Source organism: Pseudomonas sp. B1(2018), from assembly GCF_003097365.1.
Lineage (GTDB): Bacteria > Pseudomonadota > Gammaproteobacteria > Pseudomonadales > Pseudomonadaceae > Aquipseudomonas > Aquipseudomonas laurylsulfatiphila.
Genome location: NZ_PYUK01000002.1, coordinates 479,764 through 502,876 on the forward strand (window position 1 = coordinate 479,764; position 23,113 = coordinate 502,876).

Consider the following 23,113-nt stretch of genomic DNA (forward strand, 5'->3'; position numbering starts at 1 on the left):
ATGGAAACCCGAGCCCATCATGTATTGATCGGCCTGTTCACCGTGATTGTGGTGACGGCCGCGCTGTTGTTCGGTCTGTGGCTGGCGAAGTCCAGTGTCGACACCGAGTTCAAGGACTACGAGGTCGTATTCAACGAGGCGGTCAGCGGTTTGTCCAAGGGCAGTTCAGTGCAGTACAGCGGGATCAAGGTCGGCGATGTGATCTCGCTGCGCCTGGACCCGAAAGACCCGCGCCGGGTGTTGGCGCGAATCCGCCTGGCCGGCGATACCCCGGTCAAGGAAGACACCCAGGCCAAACTGGCCCTGACCGGCGTCACCGGGACCTCGATCATCCAGCTCAGCGGCGGCACGCCACAGAGCCCGACGCTCAAGGGCAAGGACGGCAACCTGCCGACCATAGTCGCCTCGCCCTCGCCCATCGCCCGCCTGCTCAATGACAGCGAAGACTTGATGGCCGGTGTGAGCACGCTGATGCATAACGCCAACCTGATGTTCTCCACGGAAAACATCGCGCGCATCAGCAACACCCTGGAGCATCTGGAGCAAACCACCGGAACCATCGCCGATCAGCGCGGCGATATCCGCCAGGCCATGCAACAACTGGCTTCGGTGGGCAAACAGGCCAACAACATGCTGGAGCAGACCACGACGCTGATGCGCAATGCCAACGGGCTGCTCAACGAGCATGGCAAGGAAGCGCTGGGCAGCGCCGAGCAGGCGATGAAGTCGCTGCAGGAAAGCAGCGCCACCCTCAACACACTGATCAGCGCCAATCAGGATTCGCTCAACAGCGGCATGCAAGGCCTCAATGGCCTGGGCCCGGCCGTGCGCGAGATGCGCGAAACCCTGTCCTCGTTGCGCGTCATTACCAAACGTCTGGAGGCCGACCCCAGCGGTTACCTGCTGGGCAGTGACAAGACCAAGGAATTCACGCCATGAAGCTGATTCGGATCGCCCTCCTCGCTGGCTTCACGCTGATCGGCGCGTGCTCGATCCTGCCCAAGCCAGAGCTTTTCGAGGTCTATCGATTGCCCTCAGCCCAGAGCAGCACGCCGGCCAGCCATGGCACGCCGCAGCACTGGTCGCTACGCCTGACCAAGTTCCAGTCCAGTGAAGCGTTGAACAGTCCGAACATTGCAGTCATTCCTCAGGGCGACGTGATCAGCCACTACAAGGGCTCGCGCTGGAGCGACCCGGCGCCGGTGCTGGTGCGCAATCGCCTGCTGCAAGGTTTCCAACATGACGGACGGGTGATACTGCTGAGCACTGATGACAGCATTTTCCAGACCGATCTTGAATTGGGCGGCAGCCTGCAGGCGTTCCAGACTGAGTACCAGGGCCCGAATGCCAGCGTGGTCGTGCGTCTGGATGCATTGCTGGTGCGCAGTTACGACCAGCGAATCCTCGCCAGTCGCCGCTTCGAAGTGCGCCAGCCGTTGAGCGATGTGCAGGTCCCGGCGGTGGTGGTCGGGTTCGGTCAGGCGAATGATCAGTTGACCACGCAGGTGGTGAACTGGGCGGTGGAGCAAGGACAGAAACTGGCGCCACCACCACGGCCATGAAGGCCTGCGCAATTCCTTTGTAGGAGCGAGCCTGCTCGCGAAAAACCTGAGAGCGCCGCGGGGCGTCAGGCTTCCAGCGTTATCGTTCACGACCATCGCGAGCAGGCTCGCTCCTACAGGGAGACGTCGTATCAGCGCAAAAACGCCTGATGCAACTCTGCCAGCGTTTCAAAGTGATACGCCGGCGCTTCGGCGCTCAGCTCTTCGTGACTGCCGAACCCGTAACCCACCGCCGCTGCATCCAGGCCGTTGCTGCGCGCGCCGATGAGGTCGTGCTTGCGGTCGCCGATCATCAAGGTATTGGCCGGGTCCAGCTTTTCTTCGGCCATCAGGTGAGCGATCAGATCGACCTTGTTGGTCCGGGTGCCGTCCAGTTCGCTGCCGTAAATCACCTTGAAGTGCCTGGAAAAATCGAAATGCCGGGCGATTTCACGGGCGAACACCCAGGGTTTCGAGGTCGCAATGTACAGCTGCCGGCCTTGTCCGCTCAGGGTTTCCAGTAGCGGTGTGACGCCGTCGAACACGCGGTTCTCGTAGAGTCCGGTGACCTTGAAGCGTTCGCGGTAAAAATTCACCGCCTCCCAGGCCCTGGCTTCATCGAAGTCGTAGAACTGCATGAAAGCCTGCAACAGTGGCGGGCCGATGAAGTGTTCGAGTTTGCCCAGATCCGGTTCATCGATACCCAGTTTGCCCAAGGCGAACTGGATCGAACGGGTGATGCCCTCGCGCGGGTCGGTCAGGGTGCCATCGAGGTCGAACAAAACGGTTTGGTAATGCATGTTGAGTCCTGAATAAGGGAGCCAGGTCAAAGCTGGTCGTAGCCTTCGGCCAGATGCAGGTCCTTGAGCTTCACGTAGTTCGCCGCGCTGTAGGTGAAAAAGGCGCGCTCTTTGTCCGTCAGCGGGCGAATCTGTTTCACCGGGCTGCCCACATACAGGAAGCCGCTTTGCAGATGCTTGCCCGGTGGCACCAGGCTGCCAGCGCCGATGATCACGTCATCGTCGACCACGGCGCCGTCCATGACGATGCTGCCCATGCCGATCAACACCCGGCTGCCCACCGAACAGCCATGCAGCATGACCTTGTGGGCGATGGTTACGTCATCGCCGATCAGCAATGGAAAGCCATCGGGGTTGAACGGACCGGCGTGGGTGATGTGCAACACACAACCATCCTGCACGCTGGTGCGCGCGCCGATGCGGATGCGGTGCATGTCGCCACGGATCACCGTCAGCGGCCAGACCGAGCTGTCTTCGCCGATTTCGACGTCGCCGATCACCACCGCCGAGCCATCGACAAAAGCGCCTTTACCCAGCAGCGGCGTGTGGTTCTGATACTTGCGAAGGTTCACGATAGGGTTTCTCTCTGTTGCTGATAGCTGCGGTGAACGTCGATTGTAATTAAGATGGCTGCATGTTTCTCCAGCCAAGGTATCAACCGTGAGCGTGAACAACCCTCTTTTGCAGTCCTATGACCTGCCGCCGTTCTCCGCCATCCGCGCCGAACACGTACAACCGGCCATTGAACAGATCCTGGCTGACAACCGCGCCGCCATTGTCGAGATCCTCAAGACCCAGGCCAAGCAGCCAACGTGGGCCGGCCTGGTGCTGGCGATGGACGAACTCAACGACCGCCTGGGTGCCGCCTGGAGCCCGGTCAGCCACCTCAATGCCGTGTGTAACAGCGCCGAACTGCGTGAAGCCTACGAGTCCTGCCTGCCCGCCTTGAGCGCCTACTCCACCGAAATGGGCCAGAACCGCGAGCTGTTCCAGGCCTTCGAAGCCCTGGCCGGCAGTCCTGAAGCCGCCGGTTTCGACGTGGCGCAGAAAACTATCCTGGAACACTCCCTGCGTGACTTCCGTCTGTCGGGTATCGACCTGCCGGAAGCCGAACAGAAACGTTACGCCGAAGTGCAGAGCAAGCTGTCGGAACTGGGCAGCCGTTTCTCCAACCAGTTGCTCGATGCCACTCAGGCGTGGACCAAACACGTCACCGATGAAGCCGCCCTCGCCGGCCTGACCGATTCGGCCAAGGCGCAAATGGCTGCCGCGGCACAGGCCAAGGACCTGGACGGCTGGCTGATCACCCTGGAATTCCCGAGCTATTACGCGGTGATGACCTACGCCCAGGACCGCGCACTGCGCGAAGAAGTCTACGCGGCATACTGCACCCGTGCGTCGGACCAGGGGCCGAATGCCGGCCAGAACGACAACGGCCCGGTCATGGAAGAAATCCTCGACCTGCGCCAGGAGTTGGCAAAGCTGTTGGGTTTCAGCAGTTTCTCCGAGCTGAGCCTGGCGACCAAAATGGCCGAATCCAGCGATCAGGTGCTGAGCTTCCTGCGCGACCTGGCCAAGCGCAGCAAGCCGTTCGCCGCCCAGGATCTGGAACAGCTCAAGGCCTATGCGGCCGAGCAAGGTTGCCCGGACCTGCAAAGCTGGGACAGCGGTTTCTACGGCGAAAAACTCCGTGAACAACGTTACAGCGTGGCTCAGGAAGCCCTGCGTGCCTACTTCCCGATCGACAAGGTGCTCAGCGGCCTGTTCGCCATCGTCCAGCGCCTGTACGGCATCGAGATTGCCGAACTCAAAGGCTTCGACACATGGCACCCGGATGTCCGCCTGTTCGAAATCAAGGAAAACGGCCAGCACGTCGGCCGCTTCTTCTTCGACCTCTACGCTCGCGCCAACAAGCGCGGTGGTGCCTGGATGGATGGCGCCCGCGACCGTCGCCGCACGGCTGGCGGCGTGCTGCAAAGCCCGGTGGCGAACCTGGTGTGCAACTTCACTCCGGCTGACAGCGGTAAACCTGCGCTGCTGACCCACGATGAAGTCACCACCCTGTTCCATGAATTCGGTCACGGCCTGCATCACCTGCTGACCCGCGTCGAGCATGCTGGCGTGTCCGGCATCAACGGTGTGGCCTGGGATGCCGTCGAACTGCCAAGTCAGTTCATGGAAAACTGGTGCTGGGAGCCGGAAGGCCTGGCGCTGATTTCCGGTCATTACGAAACCGGCGAGCCACTACCTCAGGACTTGCTCGGGAAAATGCTCGCGGCGAAAAACTTCCAGTCCGGCCTGATGATGGTCCGCCAACTGGAGTTCTCGCTGTTCGACTTCGAATTGCACGCAACCCATGGCGACGGCCGCAGCGTGCTGCAAGTGCTCGAAGGCGTGCGCGACGAGGTCTCGGTGATGCGTCCGCCGGCCTACAACCGCTTCCCCAACAGCTTTGCGCACATCTTCGCCGGCGGTTATGCCGCGGGTTACTACAGCTACAAATGGGCTGAAGTGCTCTCGGCCGATGCGTTCTCGAAGTTCGAAGAAGAAGGCGTGCTCAACGCCGACACCGGCCGTGCCTTCCGCGAAGCGATCCTCGCCCGTGGCGGTTCCCAGGAGCCAATGGTGCTGTTCGTCGACTTCCGTGGCCGTGAGCCATCGATTGACGCACTCTTGCGCCACAGCGGCCTGAGTGAGGACGCGGCAGCATGAGTGAGGGACCTGTGATTACGAAAAAACGCTTTATCGCCGGGGCGGTCTGCCCGGCATGCAGCGAGCCGGACAAGTTGATGATGTGGAACGAAGACCAGGTCCCGCACCGGGAGTGCGTGGCCTGCGGTTACTCCGACACACTCAATGAGCAAGGGCTGTCGGTGCCCAAGGAGCTTGGCACGCGGGTCAACACCACCGCACCCAAAGCCCCGGACACCAAGGTTCAGGCGGTTCAGTTCTTCCCGAATCCGAAGCTGAAGAAAAAGCCCGACGAACAGCACTGAGTGAAAAAAAGCCCCCGTTGCTCCATGCAACGGGGGCTTTTTTTAGGTTCATCACGGCACAGATTACGAAATATCTGTAGGAGCTGCCGAAGGCTGCGATCTTTTGACCTTGCTTTTGCGATCTGGAGATTTCTGAAGATCCAGATCAAAAGATCGCAGCCTTCGGCAGCTCCTACAGTTTCCCGGAATTACGTGAAGAACCTTTTTATTCGATATGAGCGGACTTGAACCAGCTCTTCATCGAGCAAGCGGCGAACGGGCTGGTGCTGCAATCGCCATTGGCCAGGGCCGTGCGCAGTTTTTCGACGTCGGCCTGCATCATGTAGCGGATGCCATCTTTGAAGTGGGTACTGTCACCAAAGCCGCCCTGGGTCATTTCGTTCAGGGCCTCTTCCTTGCTCCAGCCCTGGATGACCACCCGATACATGGCCGCCATCAGGCCGGTACGGTCAGAGCCGTGTTTGCAATGCATCAGCACCGGGCCTTTGGCTTCGGCAGACTGGATGGCGCGCAGGGCCTTGAGCACATCGGCATCATCCACATGGTTGGTGCGATAAGGCAGTTGTACTTGCGTGATGCCTGGCGTGGACAGCCAACTGGAGTCTGCTTCAGGCAGGAAGTTGATCACCGTGCCGACCTTGAGTTTCTCCAGCAACGGCATCGCGTCCTTGTCCGGCAAGGCGCTGCGGTAGAGGGTTGGCGACATTTGAAAGAGGTTGTATTGCTTCTCGATCGGTTGAGCCCAGTCTGCTGGACGGTGCATCGCGCTGTCGTCAGCAAATGCCGGTGTCAGGTTAACGAGTGTGACCAGCGACAGGCATATTGCAGATAAAAAACGTGATAGAGGCATGCTTGAGCGACCGTTCTGAAAGGGACGGGAAGATGCTGGCAAGGATCAGGCAGGCACGGTCAAAGGCCTGTGAGCGGACCGTCAAAGAATCGTGAAGCTGACGGGATTCGAGCCTCGTTCATTGAAAGAACAATGTTATAGGCGATAAAAAATCAAACCCGATCGATTATTAACTTCGACCGGACCTGATTAATCACAATATATTTGCCTAGACCTTTGGTTCAAGGTTTCGCAATGCCGGCGTACGCTTTGGCCAGAGCCAGCAGTTTTTCCTTATCATCGGAATTGATGGTCCCGTTACCATCAATATCTTTGTCGACACTGCCAATATTAAATGTCTGGCCGCCGTCGTATGAGGACGCAATCAGCGTGGTGGAGTCCAGCAAAGAGGTGGTCGCGACCGAGTTTTCTTCATCCCAGCCTTCTTCCTTGAGTGCGAACTGCATCGATACCAGTACTTCATCGGGGTCAACTACAGTCGGTCCAAGTTTTTGCAAAAAAATACCGCGGCGATTAAAAAACGACATAAATAAATCCTTTTATAGAATATCGGTGTTTATGTTTTGCAGCGAAAAAATGGTACATGCAGTTTTGTCGCAACATCCAGGCTTTATATGTTTCTCCCGGTTGCATCACGCAAGCGTGCATGACAAATAATCAGATAGTGCCGAACGGCGCTGGTCGAGTGGCTTTGATCGATGTACTGTATGCGCATACAGTTATCGGGTGTTTTTCATGCACACGCCATTTCCTCCCCGGGGCCGCGGCACTGCGACCAACCCGCACAACCGTTTCGCCCCCAGTCATTCGGTGGCCGAAGACGACGGCTGGTACCAGGAAGTACCGCTCACCCAAGGCACCGAGGTGCGCATTGAAACGGCGAAAACCATCATCACCCGCAACACGTCGCCGGACTTGCCCTTCGATCGCTCGATCAACCCCTATCGCGGTTGCGAGCACGGTTGCATTTATTGCTATGCGCGCCCCAGCCATGCCTATTGGGACATGTCGCCCGGACTGGATTTCGAGACAAAACTGATTGCCAAGACCAATGCCGTGGATGTGCTGGAGGAGCAGTTGTCCAAACGTGGCTATCAATGTGCGCCGATCAACCTCGGTTCCAACACCGACCCTTACCAGCCGATCGAGCGCGAATACCAGATCACTCGCAAGACCCTTGAGGTGCTGCTGCGCTATCGGCACCCGGTGACCATCGTGACCAAGGGATCGCTGATTCTTCGTGATCTGGACCTGCTGACCGAGCTTGCCAGCCAAAGACTGGTGGCGGTCATGATCAGCCTGACCACCCTGGACGACGAACTCAAGCGCATCCTCGAACCCCGCGCCGCAGCGCCCAAGGCGCGGTTGCGGGCGATCCGGGTGATGCGCGAGGCGGGTATCCCGGTCGGCGTTCTGTGTTCACCGATGATCCCGATGATCAACGATAGCGAGCTTGAAAGCCTGCTAACCGAGGCCCATTCGGCCGGGGCGCAGAGTGCCGCCTACATGATGCTGCGCTTGCCGCTGGAGGTGGCGCCGTTGTTCGAAGAATGGCTGGGTGCCCACTATCCGCAACGGGCGACGCATGTGCTGAGCCTGATTCGCCAGAGCCGTGGCGGTGAACTCTATGACAGCCGCTTTGGCGCCCGAATGCGCGGCGAAGGTCCCTTCGCCGACCTGCTGGCACAGCGCTTTGCCAAAACCATCAAGCGCCTGGGGCTCAATCACCGGGAAGGCTTTGACCTGGACTGCAATGCCTTCTGTCCGCCCGGTCGCCAAATGTCGTTGATTTGAGGACAATTGACCTATGGTTGAGTACTGAAGATCGCGCTCGCGCCTTAGGCGGGTCACGTTTTTTGTGATCTGGAACACGCATTCTAGAGCGTTTTATTCAGTTTCAATTAAGATTCGGCCGCTACCTTGTTCATCGAGTGACTGATGGGTCGAGATGTTTGGCCTGGATGTTTTTTAACCAGCCACTGGCTTCACACCGGACCGCACGGGATGACTCCCTGAGCCCGCCAACGAGGATGAATTGATGAGTGACAAGGATAAACAGCCGTTGGCTGCGTCGGCTTCAGCCCAACCCGAGGCCGAAACCGCCGATGCAGCGTTGCAGCATATCGTTGATGGCTTTTTGCATTTTCATCACGAGATCTTTCCTCAGCAGGAAGAGCTCTTCAAGAAACTCGCCACGGCCCAGCGGCCACGAGCGATGTTCATCGCCTGCGCCGATTCGCGCATCGTTCCTGAACTGATCACACAAAGCTCCCCGGGCGACCTGTTCGTGACCCGTAACGTCGGCAACGTTGTGCCGCCTTACGGACAAATGAACGGTGGTGTCTCCACGGCCATCGAGTACGCCGTACTGGCCCTGGGGGTGCATCACATCATCATTTGCGGGCATTCCGACTGCGGCGCCATGCGCGCGGTACTCAATCCGGACAGTCTGGAGAAAATGCCCACGGTCAAAGCCTGGCTGCGTCATGCCGAAGTGGCCAAGACCATGGTGCAGGAGAACTGCAACTGCTCTAACGAAAGCGAAAGCATGCACATCCTCACCGAGGAAAATGTGATCGCCCAATTGCAGCACCTGCGTACTCATCCGTCGGTTGCCTCGCGCATGGCCAACGGTCAGCTGTTTATCCACGGCTGGGTCTACAACATCGAAACCAGCGAAATCAAAGCGTACGACGCCGATCAAGGCTGTTTCCTGCCGCTCAATGGCAGCCTGCCAATTCCCGTGGCGACGCCCAAAGCGCGCTTTTAACTCCTCCTAAATCGTTGTGTGGTTTAGCCGAGGCTGCCGTTCAGGCAGCCTGGCTTTGCCATGCCTGAAGAAAACTTCGGGAGACTCATCATGCGTGCTGCTCGACTCAAAGCTGTTCTGCCACGGGAGCTGTTGGCTTCGGTGGTCGTGTTTCTTGTCGCCCTGCCCCTTTGCATGGGCATCGCTATTGCCTCGGGGCTGCCACCCGCCAAAGGCCTGATCACCGGCATCATCGGCGGTCTGGTGGTCGGCTGGTTGGCCGGCTCGCCGCTGCAAGTCAGTGGCCCGGCGGCGGGTCTGGCGGTTCTGGTCTTCGAGTTGGTCCGCCAACATGGTATCGCCATGCTTGGGCCCATCCTGTTACTGGCGGGTTTGCTGCAACTGGTGGCGGGTCGATTGAAGCTGGGATGCTGGTTTCGGGTGACGGCGCCTGCGGTGGTGTACGGCATGCTGGCCGGGATTGGTGTGCTGATCGTCCTGTCCCAAGTGCATGTCATGCTGGATGCCGTACCCAAACCCTCGGGCCTCGATAACCTGGCAGCCTTCCCGGCGGCGCTGGCTCAGGCATTGCCCACGTTTGGCTGGCAAGCCGGTTTGCTCGGTCTGTCGACGATTGCTGTCATGTGGCTGTGGGAAAAATTCCGTCCGCAATCCCTGCGCTTCATTCCTGGAGCGCTACTGGGTGTCGGTCTGGCCACGCTTGCCAGCCTGGTGCTGGCGTTGCAGGTCAAACGGGTTGAGGTACCGGCCAACCTGGCGGAGGCTATCGATTGGCTGAAGCCGGCGGACCTGCTCAACCTCGCCGATCCGACATTGCTGATTGCGGCGTTTGCCGTGGCCTTTATCGCCAGCGCCGAAACCTTGCTCTCAGCCGCGGCGGTTGATCGCATGCACAGCGGCCAGCGCTCGGACTTTGACCGGGAATTGTCGGCGCAAGGTATCGGCAACATGCTGTGTGGTCTGCTTGGGGCATTGCCGATGACCGGCGTTATCGTGCGCAGTTCGGCGAATGTCCAGGCCGGGGCAACCACGCGGTTTTCGACCATATTCCACGGCCTGTGGCTGCTGGCGTTCGTGCTGTTGCTGTCCAGCGTCTTGCAAAGCATTCCGGTGGCAAGCCTGGCGGGTGTGCTGGTGTACACCGGCTTCAAACTGGTGGATCTCAAGGTCTTTCGGGGGTTGGGCCGGTATGGTCGGGCGCCGATGTTCACTTACGCGGCAACCGCGTTGGCCATCGTTTTTACCGACCTGCTGACGGGCGTGTTGATTGGCTTTGGCCTGACCCTGGTGAAACTGGCACTGAAAGCTTCGCGCTTGAAGATCAGCCTGATCGACCTGCCTCGGGAAGGGGAAATGGAGTTGCGCCTGACGGGCGCGGCGACCTTCCTCAAAGTACCGGCGCTGACCCAGGTGCTGGGCAGCATTCCGGTGGGTACGACGGTGCATGTGCCGCTCAATAACCTGAGCTACATCGATCACTCGTGCCTGGAGTTGCTGGAGGAATGGGGACGAGCCAATGCGGGCAAGGGTTCGAAGCTGTTGATTGAGTCGCGAGGGTTGAAGCGTCGGCTTGAGGGGCGGGTGCGGACGAATAGCGGCGTCGGTGCGACTGGCTGAGGTACCTGTGTGGGAGCGGGCTTGCTCGCGAATTCGGTCAATCATTCAACGTTTATGTCGACTGACACGCCGCATTCGCGAGCAAGCCCGCTCCCACAGGTTTCAAGGATCAGGCAGCCGGCTGATCCAGCTCCAGGCCTACGCCCAGGCGGCGGGACATGCACGGCCAGCGTTTCCATGCGGCGCCGGTGTCCGGGCTGTTGAGCTTCTCGCGGTAGGCTTCCACCGACTCCAGTGCGAAGCTTTCGTCGTTGAGCATCTCGTCGATGGCGTGATGCACCACTTCGTCCAGTTGGTTGGCGAACGACTCACCGATCAATTGGTGAGCAATCAGGTTGGCGACAGTCATGTCCAAGGGGATCAGTGGCTGGCCGAAATGCTTGATGTACAGGTCGTTGACCTCTTCGACAAACCGGTGCGCCAGATAGGCTTCATCCAACAGGCTGTCGAGCCCGACATGGCCGGCCATGATGGCTGGAGGCTGGAGGAAGTACTGCTCGGCGATTTTCAGCACCGGTTTGATCTGTGACTCGATGCCCGCTTCCCTGGCGACTTCATTGGCTGCATCCAGCAGATCGGGCACTTCTTCGATGTAGGCGGCGACAAATCGCGTCAATACGCCGTTGGTATCGGCCTCCGGCAATTGGATCGCCGGGTGCAGATGAGGCAATTTACTTTCCAGCTGACGCGTCAGCAGGCCGGTCTCGGCTTCGTGGTGTTGGGCTTTTTGGATCTGCTCGCGCAATGCGGCGGTGTTCATGAAAACTCCAGGAAACAAGGCAATGAAATAGGGAAGACATAACTTAGCTGGCTTACGAAAAATGCTAAGACGCATTTGTCATAATTATTTCATCCTTGAGACGGCCCCGTTATATCGGTTTGCCACCATTCGTCTGCATCCTTCTCCATTCGTGCCCTGCAATGCAAGTTAATGCTGTTTCAGATGATTTACGCCTTCGCATTGCGAGGTCGGAGGTGCTGTCTATACTCGGGGTGGAATGGAGTTAGCTGATGACGCCCGACTGCATATGCAGCAAGGCCCGGTGCTCAAGTTCGTAGTCTGATGCAGCCGCTCCCTTGCCGCAGGTGAAAGCCGGCGGGATAACAAGAACGATAAGGGGAACCCGCAATGATGCGACATCCACATGTCTGGATGGGCCTCCTGTTGTGGTCGATTTTCAGTCAGGCGCAAGCGGCCTGGACTGTGAATATGGCGCCTGGAGCGACTGAAATCAGTCACGCAGTATTCGACCTGCACATGACCATTTTCTGGATCTGTGTGGTGATCGGCATCATCGTTTTTGGTGCCATGTTCTGGTCGATGATTCTCCACCGCCGCTCGACCGGGCAGGTGGCCGCCAAATTTCATGAAAGCACCACCGTCGAAATCCTCTGGACCATCGTGCCCTTCCTGATCCTGGTGGCCATGGCGGTTCCCGCTACCGCGACCCTGATCAAGATGTACGACGCCAGCGAGCCGGAGATCGATATCCAGGTCACCGGCTACCAGTGGAAGTGGCACTACAAATACCTGGGCCAGGACGTCGAGTTCTTCAGCAACCTGACCACCCCCCAGGATCAAATCCACAACAAGGAAGCCAAGGGCGAGCACTACCTGCTCGAGGTCGACAAGCCATTGGTGCTGCCGGTCGGCACCAAAGTGCGCTTCCTGGTGACTTCCGCCGACGTGATCCACTCCTGGTGGGTGCCGGCTTTCGCGGTCAAGCGCGATGCGATACCCGGGTTCGTCAATGAAGCCTGGACCCGCATCGACAAGCCCGGCATCTACCGTGGCCAGTGCGCCGAGTTGTGCGGCAAGGATCACGGCTTCATGCCGACCGTGGTCGAGGTCAAGGAAAAGGCCGATTACGAAAAATGGCTGGCCGATCGCAAGGTCGAGGCCGCGCAGCTCAAAGAGCTGACCAGCAAGGAATGGACCCTCGACGAGCTCAAGGAGCGCGGCGACAAGGTCTATCACACTACCTGCGTGGCCTGTCACCAGGCCGAAGGCCAGGGCCTGCCGCCGATGTTCCCGGCACTCAAGGGCTCGAAAATCGCCACCGGACCGAAAGAAGGTCACCTGAGCATTGTCTTCCACGGCAAGCCTGGCACCGCCATGGCCGCGTTCGGCAAACAGCTCTCGGAAGTCGATATCGCAGCGGTCGTGACCTATGAACGTAACGCCTGGGGCAACAACAAGGGCGACATGGTCACGCCAAAAGAAGTGCTGGAGCTGAAACAGGCGGAAAGCAAATGACCCAGTCTATTGCGCACGTAAGGAACCGGTCGGGGCTACGCATCCCGACCTGCCCAGCCCATCTGTTTGCAGGAGACAGGACATGACTGCTGTAATCGATGAACATGTTCATACCGCCACCGACCACGCCCACGGCCCCGCCAAAGGCCTGATGCGATGGGTGCTGACCACCAACCACAAGGACATCGGCACCCTGTACCTGTGGTTTGCGTTTTCCATGTTCCTGCTCGGCGGCTCGTTCGCGATGGTGATTCGCGCCGAGTTGTTCCAGCCGGGGCTGCAGATCGTCCAGCCGGAATTCTTCAACCAGATGACCACCATGCACGGTCTGGTGATGGTCTTCGGCGCGGTGATGCCGGCCTTCGTCGGCCTCGCCAACTGGATGATCCCGCTGATGATCGGCGCGCCGGACATGGCCCTGCCGCGAATGAACAACTTCAGCTTCTGGCTGTTGCCGGCGGCGTTCCTGCTACTGGTTTCGACCCTGTTTACCCCCGGTGGCGGGCCGAACTTTGGCTGGACGTTCTACGCGCCACTGTCGACGACCTATGCACCGGAAAGCGTGACCTTCTTCATCTTCGCCATTCACTTGATGGGGATCAGCTCGATCATGGGTGCGATCAACGTGATCGCCACCATCCTCAACCTGCGCGCCCCCGGCATGACGCTGATGAAAATGCCGCTGTTCGTCTGGACCTGGCTGATCACCGCGTTCCTGCTGATCGCGGTGATGCCGGTGCTGGCCGGTTGCGTGACCATGATGCTGATGGACATCCACTTCGGCACCAGCTTCTTCAGCGCCGCCGGTGGCGGTGACCCGGTGCTGTTCCAGCACGTGTTCTGGTTCTTCGGCCACCCCGAGGTGTACATCATGATCCTGCCGGCCTTCGGCGCCGTCAGCTCGATCATTCCGGCCTTCTCGCGCAAGCCGCTGTTCGGCTACACCTCGATGGTCTACGCCACGGCGAGTATCGCGTTCCTGTCGTTCATCGTCTGGGCGCACCACATGTTCGTGGTCGGCATTCCGCTGGTGGGCGAGCTGTTCTTCATGTACGCCACCCTGCTGATTGCGGTACCAACGGGCGTGAAGGTGTTCAACTGGGCCAGCACCATGTGGCAGGGCTCGTTGACCTTCGAGACACCGATGCTGTTTGCCGTGGCGTTCGTGATCCTGTTCTCCATCGGCGGTTTCTCCGGACTGATGCTGGCCATCGCCCCGGCGGACTTCCAGTACCAGGACACCTACTTCGTGGTCGCGCACTTCCATTACGTGCTGGTACCGGGGGCGATCTTCGGGATCTTCGCCTCGGCCTACTACTGGTTGCCGAAATGGACCGGCCACATGTACGACGAAACCCTCGGCAAGCTGCATTTCTGGCTGTCGTTCATCGGTATGAACCTGGCCTTCTTCCCTATGCACTTCGTGGGACTGGCGGGCATGCCGCGACGGATTCCGGACTACAACCTGCAATTCGCCGACTTCAACATGGTGTCGTCGATCGGCGCATTCATGTTCGGGGCCACGCAAATTTTCTTCCTGTTCATCGTGATCAAGACCATTCGCGGCGGCCCGCCGGCACCGGCCAAACCGTGGGATGGGGCTGAAGGCCTGGAGTGGAGCATCCCGTCGCCGGCGCCGTATCACACCTTCACCACGCCGCCGGAAGTGAAATGAACGCCTGCCCCTTTGTAGGAGCGAGCTCGCTCGCGATGGTCGTCAACGATAACGCTGGAAGCCTGATGCCCCGCGGCGTTCTCCGATTTTTCGCGAGCGGGCTCGCTCCTACAGGGGTTGGTGTAGAGGTTTGCAATCATGGCTGACTCGATTTCGCTGAAGAAACTGGTCACCCGTCTATTGCTGGTAGTGGGGGCAATGTTTGTGTTCGGGTTTGCGCTGGTGCCGATCTACGACGTGATGTGCAAGGCCTTCGGCATCAATGGCAAGACCGCCGGGCAGTACGAGGGGGAGCAGACGGTCGACACCTCGCGGCAGGTGCGTGTGCAGTTCCTGTCGACCAATACCGCCGATATGCCATGGGATTTTTACCCCAAGCATGACGAGCTGACCGCTAACCCGGGGGCGGTGAACGAGATGATCTTCATCGCCCACAACCCCACCGATAAGCCGATGAGTGCCCAGGCCGTGCCGAGCATCGCGCCAAGCGCCGCGGCGGCGTACTTCCACAAGACCGAATGTTTCTGCTTTACCCAGCAAGTGCTGCAGCCCGGTCAACGGATCGAGATGCCGGTACGTTTCATCGTTGACCGTGACATGCCCAAGGATGTGAAGCACCTGACGCTGTCTTACACGCTGTTCGATATCACCGCCCGACATCCACCGGTAGCTGTAAACACTGGCGGCTGAGCGTGCCCGATAAGGAGAACAATAAATGGCAACTCATGAACATTATTACGTACCGGCCCAGAGCAAATGGCCAATCATCGCCACGGTTGGCATGTTCGTCACGGTGTTTGGCCTGGCCACCTGGTTCAACGATCTGAAAGCGGCGCGCCCGGAATCCCACGGGCCACTGATCTTTTTCGTCGGCGGGTTACTCCTGGCCTACATGCTGTTCGGTTGGTTCGGCACGGTGATCAAGGAAAGTCGCGGCGGCTTGTACAGCGCGCAAATGGATCGGTCGTTTCGCTGGGGCATGAGCTGGTTCATTTTCTCGGAAGTGATGTTCTTCATCGCCTTTTTCGGCGCACTGTTTTATGTGCGTCACATCTCCGGGCCGGCGCTTGGCGGTGAAGGTGCCAAAGGCATCGCGCACATGCTGTGGCCGAGCTTCCAGTTCACCTGGCCGCTGCTGGACAACCCCGACTCGAAACTATTTCCGCCGCCCAAGGAGGTCATCAGCCCCTGGGGCCTGCCGCTGCTCAACACCGTGTTGCTGGTGAGCTCCAGCGTGACTGTGACCATCGCCCACCACGCGTTGAAAAAGGGCCATCGCGGCGCACTGAAGCTGTGGTTGGCGCTCACCGTAGTGTTGGGCTGTGCATTCCTCACCTTCCAGGCCGAAGAGTACATGCACGCCTACCGCGAACTGGGCCTGACCCTGGGTTCGGGCATCTACGGCGCGACCTTCTTCATGCTCACCGGGTTCCACGGCGCCCACGTGACCATCGGCACCATCATCTTGTTCGTGATGCTGATGCGGGTCATGCGCGGGCACTTCGATAGCGAGCACCAGTTCGGCTTCGAAGCGGCGAGCTGGTACTGGCACTTCGTGGATGTGGTGTGGATCGGGTTGTTCGTTTTTGTCTATGTGCTTTGAAGCAGCTTGAAGCTAAAAGCTTGAAGCTTTGAGCTACCACGGCACGTGGGACACCAGCTGGCCGCTGAAAAACCCCCAGGTGATCAGACCGAGGGTAATGGCGGCCAGCGTGACACGCACACTCAAGGCAATGACGAGGCGGTTTGAGCTGCTGTCGTCCTTGACCAGAAAAAACAGGCCGCTGAACAGGCTGACAACCGTGGCAATCAGCATCAGGACGATGGCTGCTTTGAGCATGGTGGGACTCCGGGGGGGATAAGCGATGGACTTGAGTATAGCTATCGCGATGACCGACTTTCTGGCGATGCCATGAAGCGCTTTCGGCCGGGTATCGTGCCAACGCTGGTGGTCGCACTGTTGTTGCCGCTACTGGTGTCCCTGGGGTTCTGGCAATTGAGCCGGGGCGCAGAAAAAAGCGCGCTGCTGCAAACCTACGCCGAGCGCCGGGCCGCCGAGCCGATGGCCAGCACCGAATTGCAATACACCGCTGACCCGGCTTTCCGCCGGGTTCGCCTGCACGGCCGCTTCGATGCCGAACACAGCCTGCTGCTCGACAACAGTCAACGTAACGGCAGGGTCGGCGTCGAGCTGTTGCAACCCTTTCATGATCAGACCAGCGGGCTCTGGCTGCTGGTCAATCGCGGCTGGCTGCCCTGGCCGGAACGCCGCATACCCGTGCAATTCAAGACACCTGCCGAGGCCGTCAGCCTCGACGCGTGGGTCTACGTCTCCCCCGGTGCGCCGTTTCAGTTGCATGCAGACCCGGCGACAGCGACGTGGCCGAAGCTGATTACCGCCGTTGAACCGGCCAGTCTCTGGAAGACGCTGAACCGCGAAGGCTTTGCCTTTGAGCTACGCGCCGAAACCGGCCCGGCCACCTATCAGGCCGACTGGCCGGTGGTCGCCACGGGCCCGGAAAAACACATCGCTTATGCCGTGCAGTGGTTCGCCATGGCGATCGCCCTGTTCGGTCTTTATCTCTATCTCGGCTGGCACAACGCAAAGGAGAAACACCATGGGAGCGGCCATGAATCCACCCAGCATGTCTGAGGCGAAACCTTCGGTGAACCGGCGCAAGGGCCGTATGCAACTGTTGCTGATCCTGCTCGGGGTGATCGGTCCGATGATCCTTGCCACCGGCATGTACAAGCTGAATTTCTGGGTGCCCGAGGGCCGCAGTTATCACGGCGAACTCATCGGCAACGGTCAGACCCGCGCGGACATTGGCGTGCACGCCCAGGAAGAGCGTTGGCAGATCCTGGTGACCGCGCCCAAGGATTGCGCGGTGGACTGCCAGCAACTGGTGTACCTGGCGCGGCAGATCCAGATCGGCCTCGGCCGCGATGCGTCCCGCGCCAGCCATGCATTGGCCGCCGCGCAGACGCTGAACAGCGATTACGAGACTAAACTTCAACGCGAGTACCCGCAGTTGCAACGCTATCCACTGGACTTGCCTGCCTACACAAAAGGCGCTCAGAGCAATGACGCGCCGCACCTGTGGATCATCGACCCCCACGGCAATCTGGTACTGCGCTACGACCCGTCGGTGAAGGGCAAGGACCTGCTGAACGATCTACGCCACCTGCTGAAACTGTCGAACATCGGATAAGGGCATCGTCATGGCCAAGCCTGGATTTCGTCTCGCGTTGTTTGCCACCTTGCTGGCACTGATCGTGGTATTGCTCGGCGCCTACACCCGCCTGACCCACGCCGGCCTCGGCTGCCCGGACTGGCCTGGCTGCTACGGTTTCATCAGCGTGCCGAAAAGCGAAGCCCAGCTGGCCCATGCCGAATTGCATTTCCCGGACGCTCCGGTCGAGGCCCACAAGGGCTGGAACGAGATGATCCACCGCTACTTCGCTGGCACGCTGGGCGTGTTGATCGCGGTGTCGGCCGGTCGCGCGTGGTTGCATCGCCGTCATCCGGGGCAACCGGTGAAGTTGCCGTTGTTTCTGTTGGCGGTGGTCTTTGGCCAGGCCGCGTTCGGCATGTGGACGGTAACGCTCAAGCTTTGGCCGCAGGTGGTCACCGGGCATTTACTTGGCGGCTTCGCGACCTTGAGCCTGTTGTTTCTGCTGACCTTGCGCCTGTCCGGCGTACTGCCGGCGCTGACCGTGCCACGACGTTTGCAGCACTGGGCGACGGCGGGGCTGTTGCTGGTGATCGGGCAAATTGCCCTCGGTGGCTGGGTCAGTTCCAACTACGCCGCCGTGGCCTGCATCGACTTTCCAACCTGTCACGGCCAATGGCTGCCGCCTGCCGATTTTGCCAATGGCTTTCATCTGACCCAGCACATCGGCCCGAATTACCTCGGCGGGCAACTGGACAGCGACGCCCGTACGGCCATCCACCTGACCCATCGCATCGGTGCCTTGCTGGTCACCCTGGTATTGCTCGGCCTGGCCTGGCAATTGAAGGCGGTCGGCATGACGCGCCTGGCAGGCCTGGTGCTGATTGCCCTTGGCGCACAAATCACCCTGGGCATCAGCAACGTGCTGTTCCATCTGCCGCTGCCGGTGGCCGTCGCGCATAACGCGGGCGGCGCCGCGCTGTTGCTGACCATGGTGCTGGTCAACTACCACGCCCGAACCAGTCTGGTCCGGGTCAAGCAGCCAACGCGCTGGCGCTTCAGCCTGCGTAAACACTCAGCCGGGCCCATAACAATAAAAGGAGAGATGCCATGGCGATTCTGATCGGCGAACGTCCCAGTCAGGCGATCTGGCGTGACTACCTGGAACTGACCAAACCCAAGGTCGTGGTGCTGATGCTCATCACTTCACTGGTGGGGATGTTCCTCGCGACCCGTGCCGGGGTGCCGTGGACGGTGCTGGTGTTCGGCAACCTGGGCATCGCCCTGTGTGCCGGTGGCGCCGCGGCGGTCAATCATGTGGTGGACCGGCGCATCGACGCGGTGATGGCGCGCACCCACAAACGGCCGCTCGCCGAAGGCCGGATATCTCCGACCGCCGCGCTGACGTTCGCGCTGGTATTGGCAGCCCTCGGACAAGCCATGCTGCTGGCGTTTACCAACCCGCTGACCGCGTGGCTGACTCTCGCCTCGCTGCTCGGTTATGCGGTGATCTACACCGGATTCCTCAAGCGTGCGACCCCGCAGAACATCGTCATCGGCGGTCTGGCCGGTGCCGCGCCGCCCTTGCTCGGCTGGACCGCCGCCACCGGTCACGTCAGCGCCGAACCGCTGCTGCTGGTGCTGATCATCTTCGCCTGGACCCCGCCGCACTTCTGGGCGCTGGCGATCCATCGCAAGGAGGAATACGCCAAGGCCGACATCCCGATGCTGCCGGTCACCCATGGCGAGCACTACACCAAGATTCATATCCTGCTGTATACCTTTGCGCTGCTCGCCGTCAGCCTGATGCCCTACGTGATTCACATGAGCGGTACGCTCTACCTGGTCTGCGCGCTCGGGTTGGGGGCGCGGTTTCTGCAATGGGCCGTGGTGTTGTACCGTGGCACTCGGCCGCACGCGGCGATCAACACGTTCAAGTACTCTATTTACTACTTGTTCCTGCTGTTTATCGCCCTGCTCGTAGACCACTACTTACTGTTGAACCTATGACTCGAACCCAGAAAACCGTCTTCATCCTCGTCGCCCTGGTCGCACTGATCCTGGGCCTGACCGTCAACAAGGTGCTGTCCGGAAAAAACCAGGGCGATCCGACGGCGCTGATCGACGCCGGTATCATTTTGCTGCCGCAGAGCCGCAATCTGCCGGACGTGACGATGACCAATCAGGATGGTCAGCCGGTCACGATCAATGAATTGAAGGGTAAGTGGAGCCTGCTGTTCTTCGGCTACACCTTCTGCCCGGACGTCTGCCCGACCACCCTCGCCCAGCTGCGACAGATCAAGAGCGAGTTGCCGCCCGAGGCGGTGGACAAGCTGCAGATCGTGCTGGTCAGCGTCGATCCCCATCGCGACACGCCTCAGCAGCTCAAGCAGTACCTGAGCTACTTTGACCCGCAGTTTGTCGGCCTCGCGCCAAAGTCGATCGATGAGCTGCAAAAGGTCGCCAACGCGGTGAGCATTCCGTTCATTCCGGCGGACACCAACAAGCCAAACTACACGGTCGACCACAGTGGCAACCTCGCGGTGATCGGGCCGGACGGCACGCAGCGCGGCTTCATCCGGGCGCCGTTGAACAACGCGAAGCTGGTGGCGCAGTTGCCGGTGATGCTCAAGCGCAACTAAAGACACCGCTAAACCTGTGGGAGCGAGCTTGCTCGCGATGAGGCCGTAATATTCAACATCTACATTGACTGATACACCGCCATCGCGAGCAAGCTCGCTCCCACAGGGGGCGGTGTTTCTGGCACAAAAAAAGGGCGCATTCGATGCGCCCTTTTTTGTTGCTTTCAGTCGGTCAGAACGCCGGCACTACCGCGCCTTTGTACTTCTCGAGGATGAAGGCCTTCACTTCCGGGCTGTGCAAAGCGGCAACCAGCTTCTTCATCGCGTCGCTGTCCTTGTCATCCGGGCGAGCCACCAGGATGTTCACGTACGGCGAGTCGTTGCCTTCGATGACCAGCGCGTCCTTGGCCGGATCAAGCTTGGCTTCCAGCGCGTAGTTGGTGTTGATCAGTGCCAGGTCGACCTGGGTCAGCACGCGCGGGATGGTTGCGGCTTCCAGTTCGCGGATTTTCAGGTCCTTGGTGTTCTCGGTGATGTCCTTCACGGTCGACAGGATGTTGTTCGAATCCTTCAACTTGATCAGTCCGGCCTTGGCCATCAGCAGCAGAGCACGGCCGCCGTTGGTGGCGTCGTTAGGGATCACCACGTTGGCGCCGCCAGGCAGTTCAGCGAGGGTCTTGTACTTGCTGGAGTAAGCGCCCAGGGGTTCCAGGTGCACGCCGGCGACGGATACCAGGTTTGTGCCCTTGGCCTTGTTGAATTCATCCAGGTACGGCTGGTGCTGGAAGAAGTTGGCGTCCAGGCGCTTTTCCGCAACCTGCACGTTCGGCTGGATGTAGTCGGTGAAGACCTTGACCTTCAGGTCCACGCCTTCTTTGGCCAGGGTCGGCTTCACGAATTCGAGGATCTCGGCGTGTGGCACCGGGGTGGCCGCGACGGTCAGGGTGTCAGCCGCGTGGGCCGAGAAGGCGGCAACGGCAGCGAAGGCGACGAGTAGTTTTTTCATTCAGCTAACTCCTTGTGAGGCGCCCGTTTGGCGCCTGCCAGCGAATGGCCGGCTCATGTCTTACTTACGGGAAAAGTGGACGACCAACTTGTCGCCAACGGTTTGTAGTACCTGGACCAGGACCAGCAGCAACACCACCGTCACGACCATCACATCGGTCTGGAAGCGCTGGTATCCGAAGCGGATCGCCAGGTCGCCCAGGCCACCGGCGCCGACGACACCCGCCATCGCCGTGTAGGACACCAGTGTAATTGCAGTCACCGTAATCGCCGCGAAGATGCCCGGACGAGCCTCAGGCAGCAACGCATTGGTGATGATCTGTCGCGTGGTCGCACCCATGGCCTGGGTGGCTTCGATGATGCCGCGGTCCACTTCACGCAGGGCGGTTTCCACCAGACGCGCGAAAAACGGCGTGGCACCCACCACCAGCGGCGGGATCGCACCGGCAACACCGAGGGATGTGCCGGTGATCAACACGGTGAACGGAATCATCACGATCAACAGGATGATGAACGGCAGCGAACGCAGAACGTTCACCACCAGCGACAACATCGCGTAGACACCTTTGGCTTCCAGCAACTGGCGCGGACTGCACAGAAACAGCAGCACGCCCAGCGGCAAGCCGAGCAGCACGGTGAACAACAGCGAACCGCCGAGCATCAGCAGGGTGTCGCCAGTGGCCAGCCAGATTTCGAGCCAGTCGATATTGGCGAAGAAACTTGTCAGGGCTTCCATTAGCGCAGCACCTCCATGTGGACGTCGGCTGCGATGAAGCGGGCGAACGCCGCTTCCATGTCACCGCCGGTCACGGCCAGGGTCAGTTGCCCGTAAGGGATGTCTTTGATGCGGTCGATACGACCGGCCAGGATGCTGTAGTCCACTCCGGTTTCCCGGGCGACGGTGCCCAGCAACGGCGCGTAGGTCGCTTCGCCCTGGAAGGTCAGACGCACGATGCGACCCGGTACGTGAGCAAAGTCGTCACGCTGTTCGCTTTCGTCGATCTGCTCGTCTTCCTGCACAAAGCGCTTGGTGGTCGGGTGCTTCGGATGCAGGAACACCTCGGCCACCGAGCCTTGCTCGACGATCACGCCGGCGTCCATCACGGCCACCTGGTCGCAGACCCGGCGGATCACGTCCATTTCGTGGGTGATCAACACGATGGTCAGTTTCAGCTCGCGATTGATCTCGGCCAGCAATTGCAGGACCGATGCAGTGGTTTGCGGGTCGAGGGCGCTGGTGGCTTCATCGCACAGCAGGATTTTTGGCTTGGTCGCCAGGGCGCGGGCAATGCCGACACGCTGCTTTTGCCCGCCGGACAATTGCGCCGGGTACTTTTTCGCGTGGTCGGACAAACCGACTCGCGCCAGCAACTCGGCCACGCGCGAATCGATCTCGCTGCGCGACAGTTCGCCGGCCAGGGTCAGCGGCAGTGCGACGTTGTCGGCGACGGTCTTGGATGCCAGCAGGTTGAAGTGCTGGAAAATCATCCCGACCTGCTGACGGAAGCGGCGCAGGCCGTTGGCGTCGAGCGCGGTGACTTCTTCACCGTCGACGGTGATCTTGCCGCCACTGGCGTTTTCCAGGCGATTGATCAGACGCAGCAGGGTACTTTTTCCTGCACCGGAATGACCGATCAAGCCGAAAACCTGCCCGTTCTCAATCGTCAGACTGGTCGGATGCAGCGCGGGGATTTCCTTACCGGCGACGCGGTAGGTTTTATGGACGTTTTGAAACTCGATCACGTAGCGAACCTTGTGGGGCGCGTTGGAAAAGGGTCAGCGGTTAGCCGGGCGCGCATTTTAGCCTGTCCGTATAGAGGTTCTTAGCATTTATTTCGCATTTGTCC

At 59.9% G+C, this 23,113-nt stretch carries 25 protein-coding genes and 1 pseudogene; 16 read left to right on the forward strand and 10 right to left on the reverse strand.

What is annotated here, in order from left to right:
- Both C9422_RS04700 and C9422_RS04705 read left to right on the forward strand, forming a co-directional pair.
- The gene (locus C9422_RS04700) at positions 1 to 939 is read left to right on the forward strand and encodes an MlaD family protein (protein ID WP_116579851.1); all 939 of its coding nucleotides are present in this window, start codon (positions 1 to 3) and stop codon (positions 937 to 939) included.
- Complete coding sequence (locus C9422_RS04705; RefSeq protein ID WP_116579852.1) at positions 936 to 1,562, forward strand: ABC-type transport auxiliary lipoprotein family protein; 627 nt, start codon at positions 936 to 938, stop codon at positions 1,560 to 1,562. Before C9422_RS04700 ends, C9422_RS04705 begins: the two co-directional genes overlap by 4 nt.
- An 18-nt stretch (positions 1,563 to 1,580) precedes the next feature.
- Here the strand turns inward: C9422_RS04705 and C9422_RS32470 are convergent.
- The 3 genes and pseudogenes from C9422_RS32470 to C9422_RS04715 all read right to left on the reverse strand — a co-directional run.
- Positions 1,581 to 1,658: pseudogene (locus C9422_RS32470) on the reverse strand (outer membrane lipoprotein carrier protein LolA); the annotation flags it as partial.
- 35 nt (positions 1,659 to 1,693) lie between these two features.
- A complete protein-coding gene (locus C9422_RS04710; RefSeq protein WP_116579853.1) occupies positions 1,694 to 2,341 on the reverse strand; it encodes an HAD family hydrolase in 648 nt (215 codons plus the stop codon).
- A gap of 26 nt (positions 2,342 to 2,367) precedes the next feature.
- Positions 2,368 to 2,913 (reverse strand): gamma carbonic anhydrase family protein, encoded by a 546-nt coding sequence (locus tag C9422_RS04715; protein WP_056726737.1) that lies wholly within the window; start codon positions 2,911 to 2,913, stop codon positions 2,368 to 2,370.
- Between the two features lie 88 nt (positions 2,914 to 3,001).
- Here C9422_RS04715 and prlC point away from each other — a divergent pair, with 88 nt between their 5' ends.
- Entirely contained in the window at positions 3,002 to 5,053 is a 2,052-nt protein-coding gene (gene prlC, locus C9422_RS04720) for an oligopeptidase A (RefSeq protein ID WP_116579854.1), read from the forward strand.
- Positions 5,050 to 5,337, forward strand: a complete 288-nt coding sequence (locus C9422_RS04725; RefSeq protein WP_007969831.1) for a YheV family putative zinc ribbon protein — start codon at positions 5,050 to 5,052, stop codon at positions 5,335 to 5,337. Before prlC ends, C9422_RS04725 begins: the two co-directional genes overlap by 4 nt.
- A 205-nt stretch (positions 5,338 to 5,542) precedes the next feature.
- Here the strand turns inward: C9422_RS04725 and C9422_RS04730 are convergent, their stop codons facing one another.
- Both C9422_RS04730 and C9422_RS04735 read right to left on the reverse strand, forming a co-directional pair.
- Positions 5,543 to 6,187 carry a dual specificity protein phosphatase family protein gene (locus C9422_RS04730; protein WP_178082410.1) on the reverse strand — a complete coding sequence of 215 codons (645 nt, stop codon included), beginning with the start codon at positions 6,185 to 6,187 and terminating at the stop codon, positions 5,543 to 5,545.
- Positions 6,188 to 6,408: 221 nt separating this feature from the next.
- A complete protein-coding gene (locus C9422_RS04735) occupies positions 6,409 to 6,714 on the reverse strand; it encodes a hypothetical protein (RefSeq protein ID WP_116579856.1) in 306 nt (101 codons plus the stop codon).
- Positions 6,715 to 6,922: 208 nt separating this feature from the next.
- On the opposite strand from C9422_RS04735, the gene C9422_RS04740 reads away from it, so the two are divergent.
- The 3 genes from C9422_RS04740 (at position 6,923) to C9422_RS04750 (ending at position 10,574) form a co-directional block, all read left to right on the forward strand.
- Complete coding sequence (locus C9422_RS04740) at positions 6,923 to 7,981, forward strand: PA0069 family radical SAM protein (RefSeq protein WP_116579857.1); 1,059 nt, start codon at positions 6,923 to 6,925, stop codon at positions 7,979 to 7,981.
- Positions 7,982 to 8,225: 244 nt separating this feature from the next.
- Positions 8,226 to 8,957, forward strand: a complete 732-nt coding sequence (locus tag C9422_RS04745; RefSeq protein WP_007969824.1) for a carbonic anhydrase — start codon at positions 8,226 to 8,228, stop codon at positions 8,955 to 8,957.
- Positions 8,958 to 9,047: 90 nt separating this feature from the next.
- On the forward strand, positions 9,048 to 10,574 hold the full coding sequence (locus C9422_RS04750) for a SulP family inorganic anion transporter (RefSeq protein WP_116579858.1): 1,527 nt from the start codon (positions 9,048 to 9,050) through the stop codon (positions 10,572 to 10,574).
- A 109-nt stretch (positions 10,575 to 10,683) separates the two neighbouring features.
- Here the strand turns inward: C9422_RS04750 and C9422_RS04755 are convergent, their stop codons facing one another.
- Positions 10,684 to 11,334: a hypothetical protein gene (locus C9422_RS04755; protein ID WP_116579859.1), complete on the reverse strand. Its 651-nt coding sequence runs from the start codon at positions 11,332 to 11,334 to the stop codon at positions 10,684 to 10,686.
- 369 nt (positions 11,335 to 11,703) lie between these two features.
- On the opposite strand from C9422_RS04755, the gene coxB reads away from it, so the two are divergent.
- From coxB to C9422_RS04775, 4 genes are all read left to right on the forward strand, one after another.
- Positions 11,704 to 12,831 carry a cytochrome c oxidase subunit II gene (gene coxB, locus C9422_RS04760; protein ID WP_007969821.1) on the forward strand — a complete coding sequence of 376 codons (1,128 nt, stop codon included), beginning with the start codon at positions 11,704 to 11,706 and terminating at the stop codon, positions 12,829 to 12,831.
- Positions 12,832 to 12,913: 82 nt separating this feature from the next.
- The gene (gene ctaD / locus C9422_RS04765; RefSeq protein ID WP_007969820.1) at positions 12,914 to 14,506 is read left to right on the forward strand and encodes a cytochrome c oxidase subunit I; all 1,593 of its coding nucleotides are present in this window, start codon (positions 12,914 to 12,916) and stop codon (positions 14,504 to 14,506) included.
- A gap of 138 nt (positions 14,507 to 14,644) precedes the next feature.
- Positions 14,645 to 15,196: a cytochrome c oxidase assembly protein gene (locus C9422_RS04770; protein WP_116579860.1), complete on the forward strand. Its 552-nt coding sequence runs from the start codon at positions 14,645 to 14,647 to the stop codon at positions 15,194 to 15,196.
- 25 nt (positions 15,197 to 15,221) lie between these two features.
- Positions 15,222 to 16,109: a cytochrome c oxidase subunit 3 gene (locus C9422_RS04775; RefSeq protein ID WP_007969818.1), complete on the forward strand. Its 888-nt coding sequence runs from the start codon at positions 15,222 to 15,224 to the stop codon at positions 16,107 to 16,109.
- Between the two features lie 33 nt (positions 16,110 to 16,142).
- Here C9422_RS04775 and C9422_RS04780 read toward each other — a convergent pair whose 3' ends face one another.
- Positions 16,143 to 16,346 carry a twin transmembrane helix small protein gene (locus C9422_RS04780; protein ID WP_102702117.1) on the reverse strand — a complete coding sequence of 68 codons (204 nt, stop codon included), beginning with the start codon at positions 16,344 to 16,346 and terminating at the stop codon, positions 16,143 to 16,145.
- 72 nt (positions 16,347 to 16,418) lie between these two features.
- Here C9422_RS04780 and C9422_RS04785 point away from each other — a divergent pair, with 72 nt between their 5' ends.
- The 5 genes from C9422_RS04785 to C9422_RS04805 are packed head-to-tail and all read left to right on the forward strand — an operon-like array spanning position 16,419 to position 20,321.
- Entirely contained in the window at positions 16,419 to 17,159 is a 741-nt protein-coding gene (locus C9422_RS04785) for an SURF1 family protein (RefSeq protein ID WP_116579861.1), read from the forward strand.
- Entirely contained in the window at positions 17,125 to 17,718 is a 594-nt protein-coding gene (locus C9422_RS04790; RefSeq protein ID WP_116579894.1) for a hypothetical protein, read from the forward strand. The genes C9422_RS04785 and C9422_RS04790 overlap by 35 nt, the downstream gene beginning before the upstream one ends.
- Before the next feature lie 10 nt (positions 17,719 to 17,728).
- Positions 17,729 to 18,802: a heme A synthase gene (locus tag C9422_RS04795; RefSeq protein WP_116579862.1), complete on the forward strand. Its 1,074-nt coding sequence runs from the start codon at positions 17,729 to 17,731 to the stop codon at positions 18,800 to 18,802.
- Positions 18,790 to 19,689 (forward strand): heme o synthase, encoded by a 900-nt coding sequence (cyoE, locus tag C9422_RS04800; protein ID WP_007969813.1) that lies wholly within the window; start codon positions 18,790 to 18,792, stop codon positions 19,687 to 19,689. The genes C9422_RS04795 and cyoE overlap by 13 nt, the downstream gene beginning before the upstream one ends.
- Positions 19,686 to 20,321, forward strand: a complete 636-nt coding sequence (locus tag C9422_RS04805; protein WP_116579863.1) for an SCO family protein — start codon at positions 19,686 to 19,688, stop codon at positions 20,319 to 20,321. Before cyoE ends, C9422_RS04805 begins: the two co-directional genes overlap by 4 nt.
- Before the next feature lie 172 nt (positions 20,322 to 20,493).
- Here C9422_RS04805 and C9422_RS04810 read toward each other — a convergent pair whose 3' ends face one another.
- The 3 genes from C9422_RS04810 to C9422_RS04820 are packed head-to-tail and all read right to left on the reverse strand — an operon-like array spanning position 20,494 to position 23,009.
- The gene (locus C9422_RS04810; RefSeq protein WP_007969811.1) at positions 20,494 to 21,267 is read right to left on the reverse strand and encodes a MetQ/NlpA family ABC transporter substrate-binding protein; all 774 of its coding nucleotides are present in this window, start codon (positions 21,265 to 21,267) and stop codon (positions 20,494 to 20,496) included.
- Positions 21,268 to 21,327: 60 nt separating this feature from the next.
- On the reverse strand, positions 21,328 to 22,002 hold the full coding sequence (locus tag C9422_RS04815; RefSeq protein ID WP_104450411.1) for a methionine ABC transporter permease: 675 nt from the start codon (positions 22,000 to 22,002) through the stop codon (positions 21,328 to 21,330).
- Positions 22,002 to 23,009, reverse strand: coding sequence for a methionine ABC transporter ATP-binding protein (locus C9422_RS04820; RefSeq protein WP_102701561.1), 1,008 nt, complete (start codon positions 23,007 to 23,009; stop codon positions 22,002 to 22,004). Before C9422_RS04820 ends, C9422_RS04815 begins: the two co-directional genes overlap by 1 nt.
- Positions 23,010 to 23,113 lie beyond the last annotated feature (104 nt).

What these genes read in the sequence shown, in the direction of transcription:
- cyoE (WP_007969813.1), top strand. Translation starts at nt 18,790, where the DNA reads ATGGCGATTCTGATCGGCGAACGTCCCAGTCAGGCGATCTGGCGTGAC.
- C9422_RS04775 (WP_007969818.1), top strand. Translation starts at nt 15,222, where the DNA reads ATGGCAACTCATGAACATTATTACGTACCGGCCCAGAGCAAATGGCCA.
- C9422_RS04750 (WP_116579858.1), top strand. Translation starts at nt 9,048, where the DNA reads ATGCGTGCTGCTCGACTCAAAGCTGTTCTGCCACGGGAGCTGTTGGCT.
- C9422_RS04725 (WP_007969831.1), top strand. Translation starts at nt 5,050, where the DNA reads ATGAGTGAGGGACCTGTGATTACGAAAAAACGCTTTATCGCCGGGGCG.
- C9422_RS04705 (WP_116579852.1), top strand. Translation starts at nt 936, where the DNA reads ATGAAGCTGATTCGGATCGCCCTCCTCGCTGGCTTCACGCTGATCGGC.
- C9422_RS04815 (WP_104450411.1), bottom strand. Translation starts at nt 22,002, where the DNA reads ATGGAAGCCCTGACAAGTTTCTTCGCCAATATCGACTGGCTCGAAATC.
- C9422_RS04805 (WP_116579863.1), top strand. Translation starts at nt 19,686, where the DNA reads ATGACTCGAACCCAGAAAACCGTCTTCATCCTCGTCGCCCTGGTCGCA.
- C9422_RS04730 (WP_178082410.1), bottom strand. Translation starts at nt 6,187, where the DNA reads ATGCCTCTATCACGTTTTTTATCTGCAATATGCCTGTCGCTGGTCACA.
- C9422_RS04770 (WP_116579860.1), top strand. Translation starts at nt 14,645, where the DNA reads ATGGCTGACTCGATTTCGCTGAAGAAACTGGTCACCCGTCTATTGCTG.
- C9422_RS04755 (WP_116579859.1), bottom strand. Translation starts at nt 11,334, where the DNA reads ATGAACACCGCCGCATTGCGCGAGCAGATCCAAAAAGCCCAACACCAC.
- C9422_RS04795 (WP_116579862.1), top strand. Translation starts at nt 17,729, where the DNA reads ATGGCCAAGCCTGGATTTCGTCTCGCGTTGTTTGCCACCTTGCTGGCA.
- C9422_RS04740 (WP_116579857.1), top strand. Translation starts at nt 6,923, where the DNA reads ATGCACACGCCATTTCCTCCCCGGGGCCGCGGCACTGCGACCAACCCG.
- ctaD (WP_007969820.1), top strand. Translation starts at nt 12,914, where the DNA reads ATGACTGCTGTAATCGATGAACATGTTCATACCGCCACCGACCACGCC.
- coxB (WP_007969821.1), top strand. Translation starts at nt 11,704, where the DNA reads ATGATGCGACATCCACATGTCTGGATGGGCCTCCTGTTGTGGTCGATT.
- C9422_RS04785 (WP_116579861.1), top strand. Translation starts at nt 16,419, where the DNA reads ATGAAGCGCTTTCGGCCGGGTATCGTGCCAACGCTGGTGGTCGCACTG.
- C9422_RS04810 (WP_007969811.1), bottom strand. Translation starts at nt 21,267, where the DNA reads ATGAAAAAACTACTCGTCGCCTTCGCTGCCGTTGCCGCCTTCTCGGCC.
- C9422_RS04780 (WP_102702117.1), bottom strand. Translation starts at nt 16,346, where the DNA reads ATGCTCAAAGCAGCCATCGTCCTGATGCTGATTGCCACGGTTGTCAGC.
- C9422_RS04790 (WP_116579894.1), top strand. Translation starts at nt 17,125, where the DNA reads ATGGGAGCGGCCATGAATCCACCCAGCATGTCTGAGGCGAAACCTTCG.
- C9422_RS04710 (WP_116579853.1), bottom strand. Translation starts at nt 2,341, where the DNA reads ATGCATTACCAAACCGTTTTGTTCGACCTCGATGGCACCCTGACCGAC.
- C9422_RS04700 (WP_116579851.1), top strand. Translation starts at nt 1, where the DNA reads ATGGAAACCCGAGCCCATCATGTATTGATCGGCCTGTTCACCGTGATT.
- C9422_RS04735 (WP_116579856.1), bottom strand. Translation starts at nt 6,714, where the DNA reads ATGTCGTTTTTTAATCGCCGCGGTATTTTTTTGCAAAAACTTGGACCG.
- C9422_RS04745 (WP_007969824.1), top strand. Translation starts at nt 8,226, where the DNA reads ATGAGTGACAAGGATAAACAGCCGTTGGCTGCGTCGGCTTCAGCCCAA.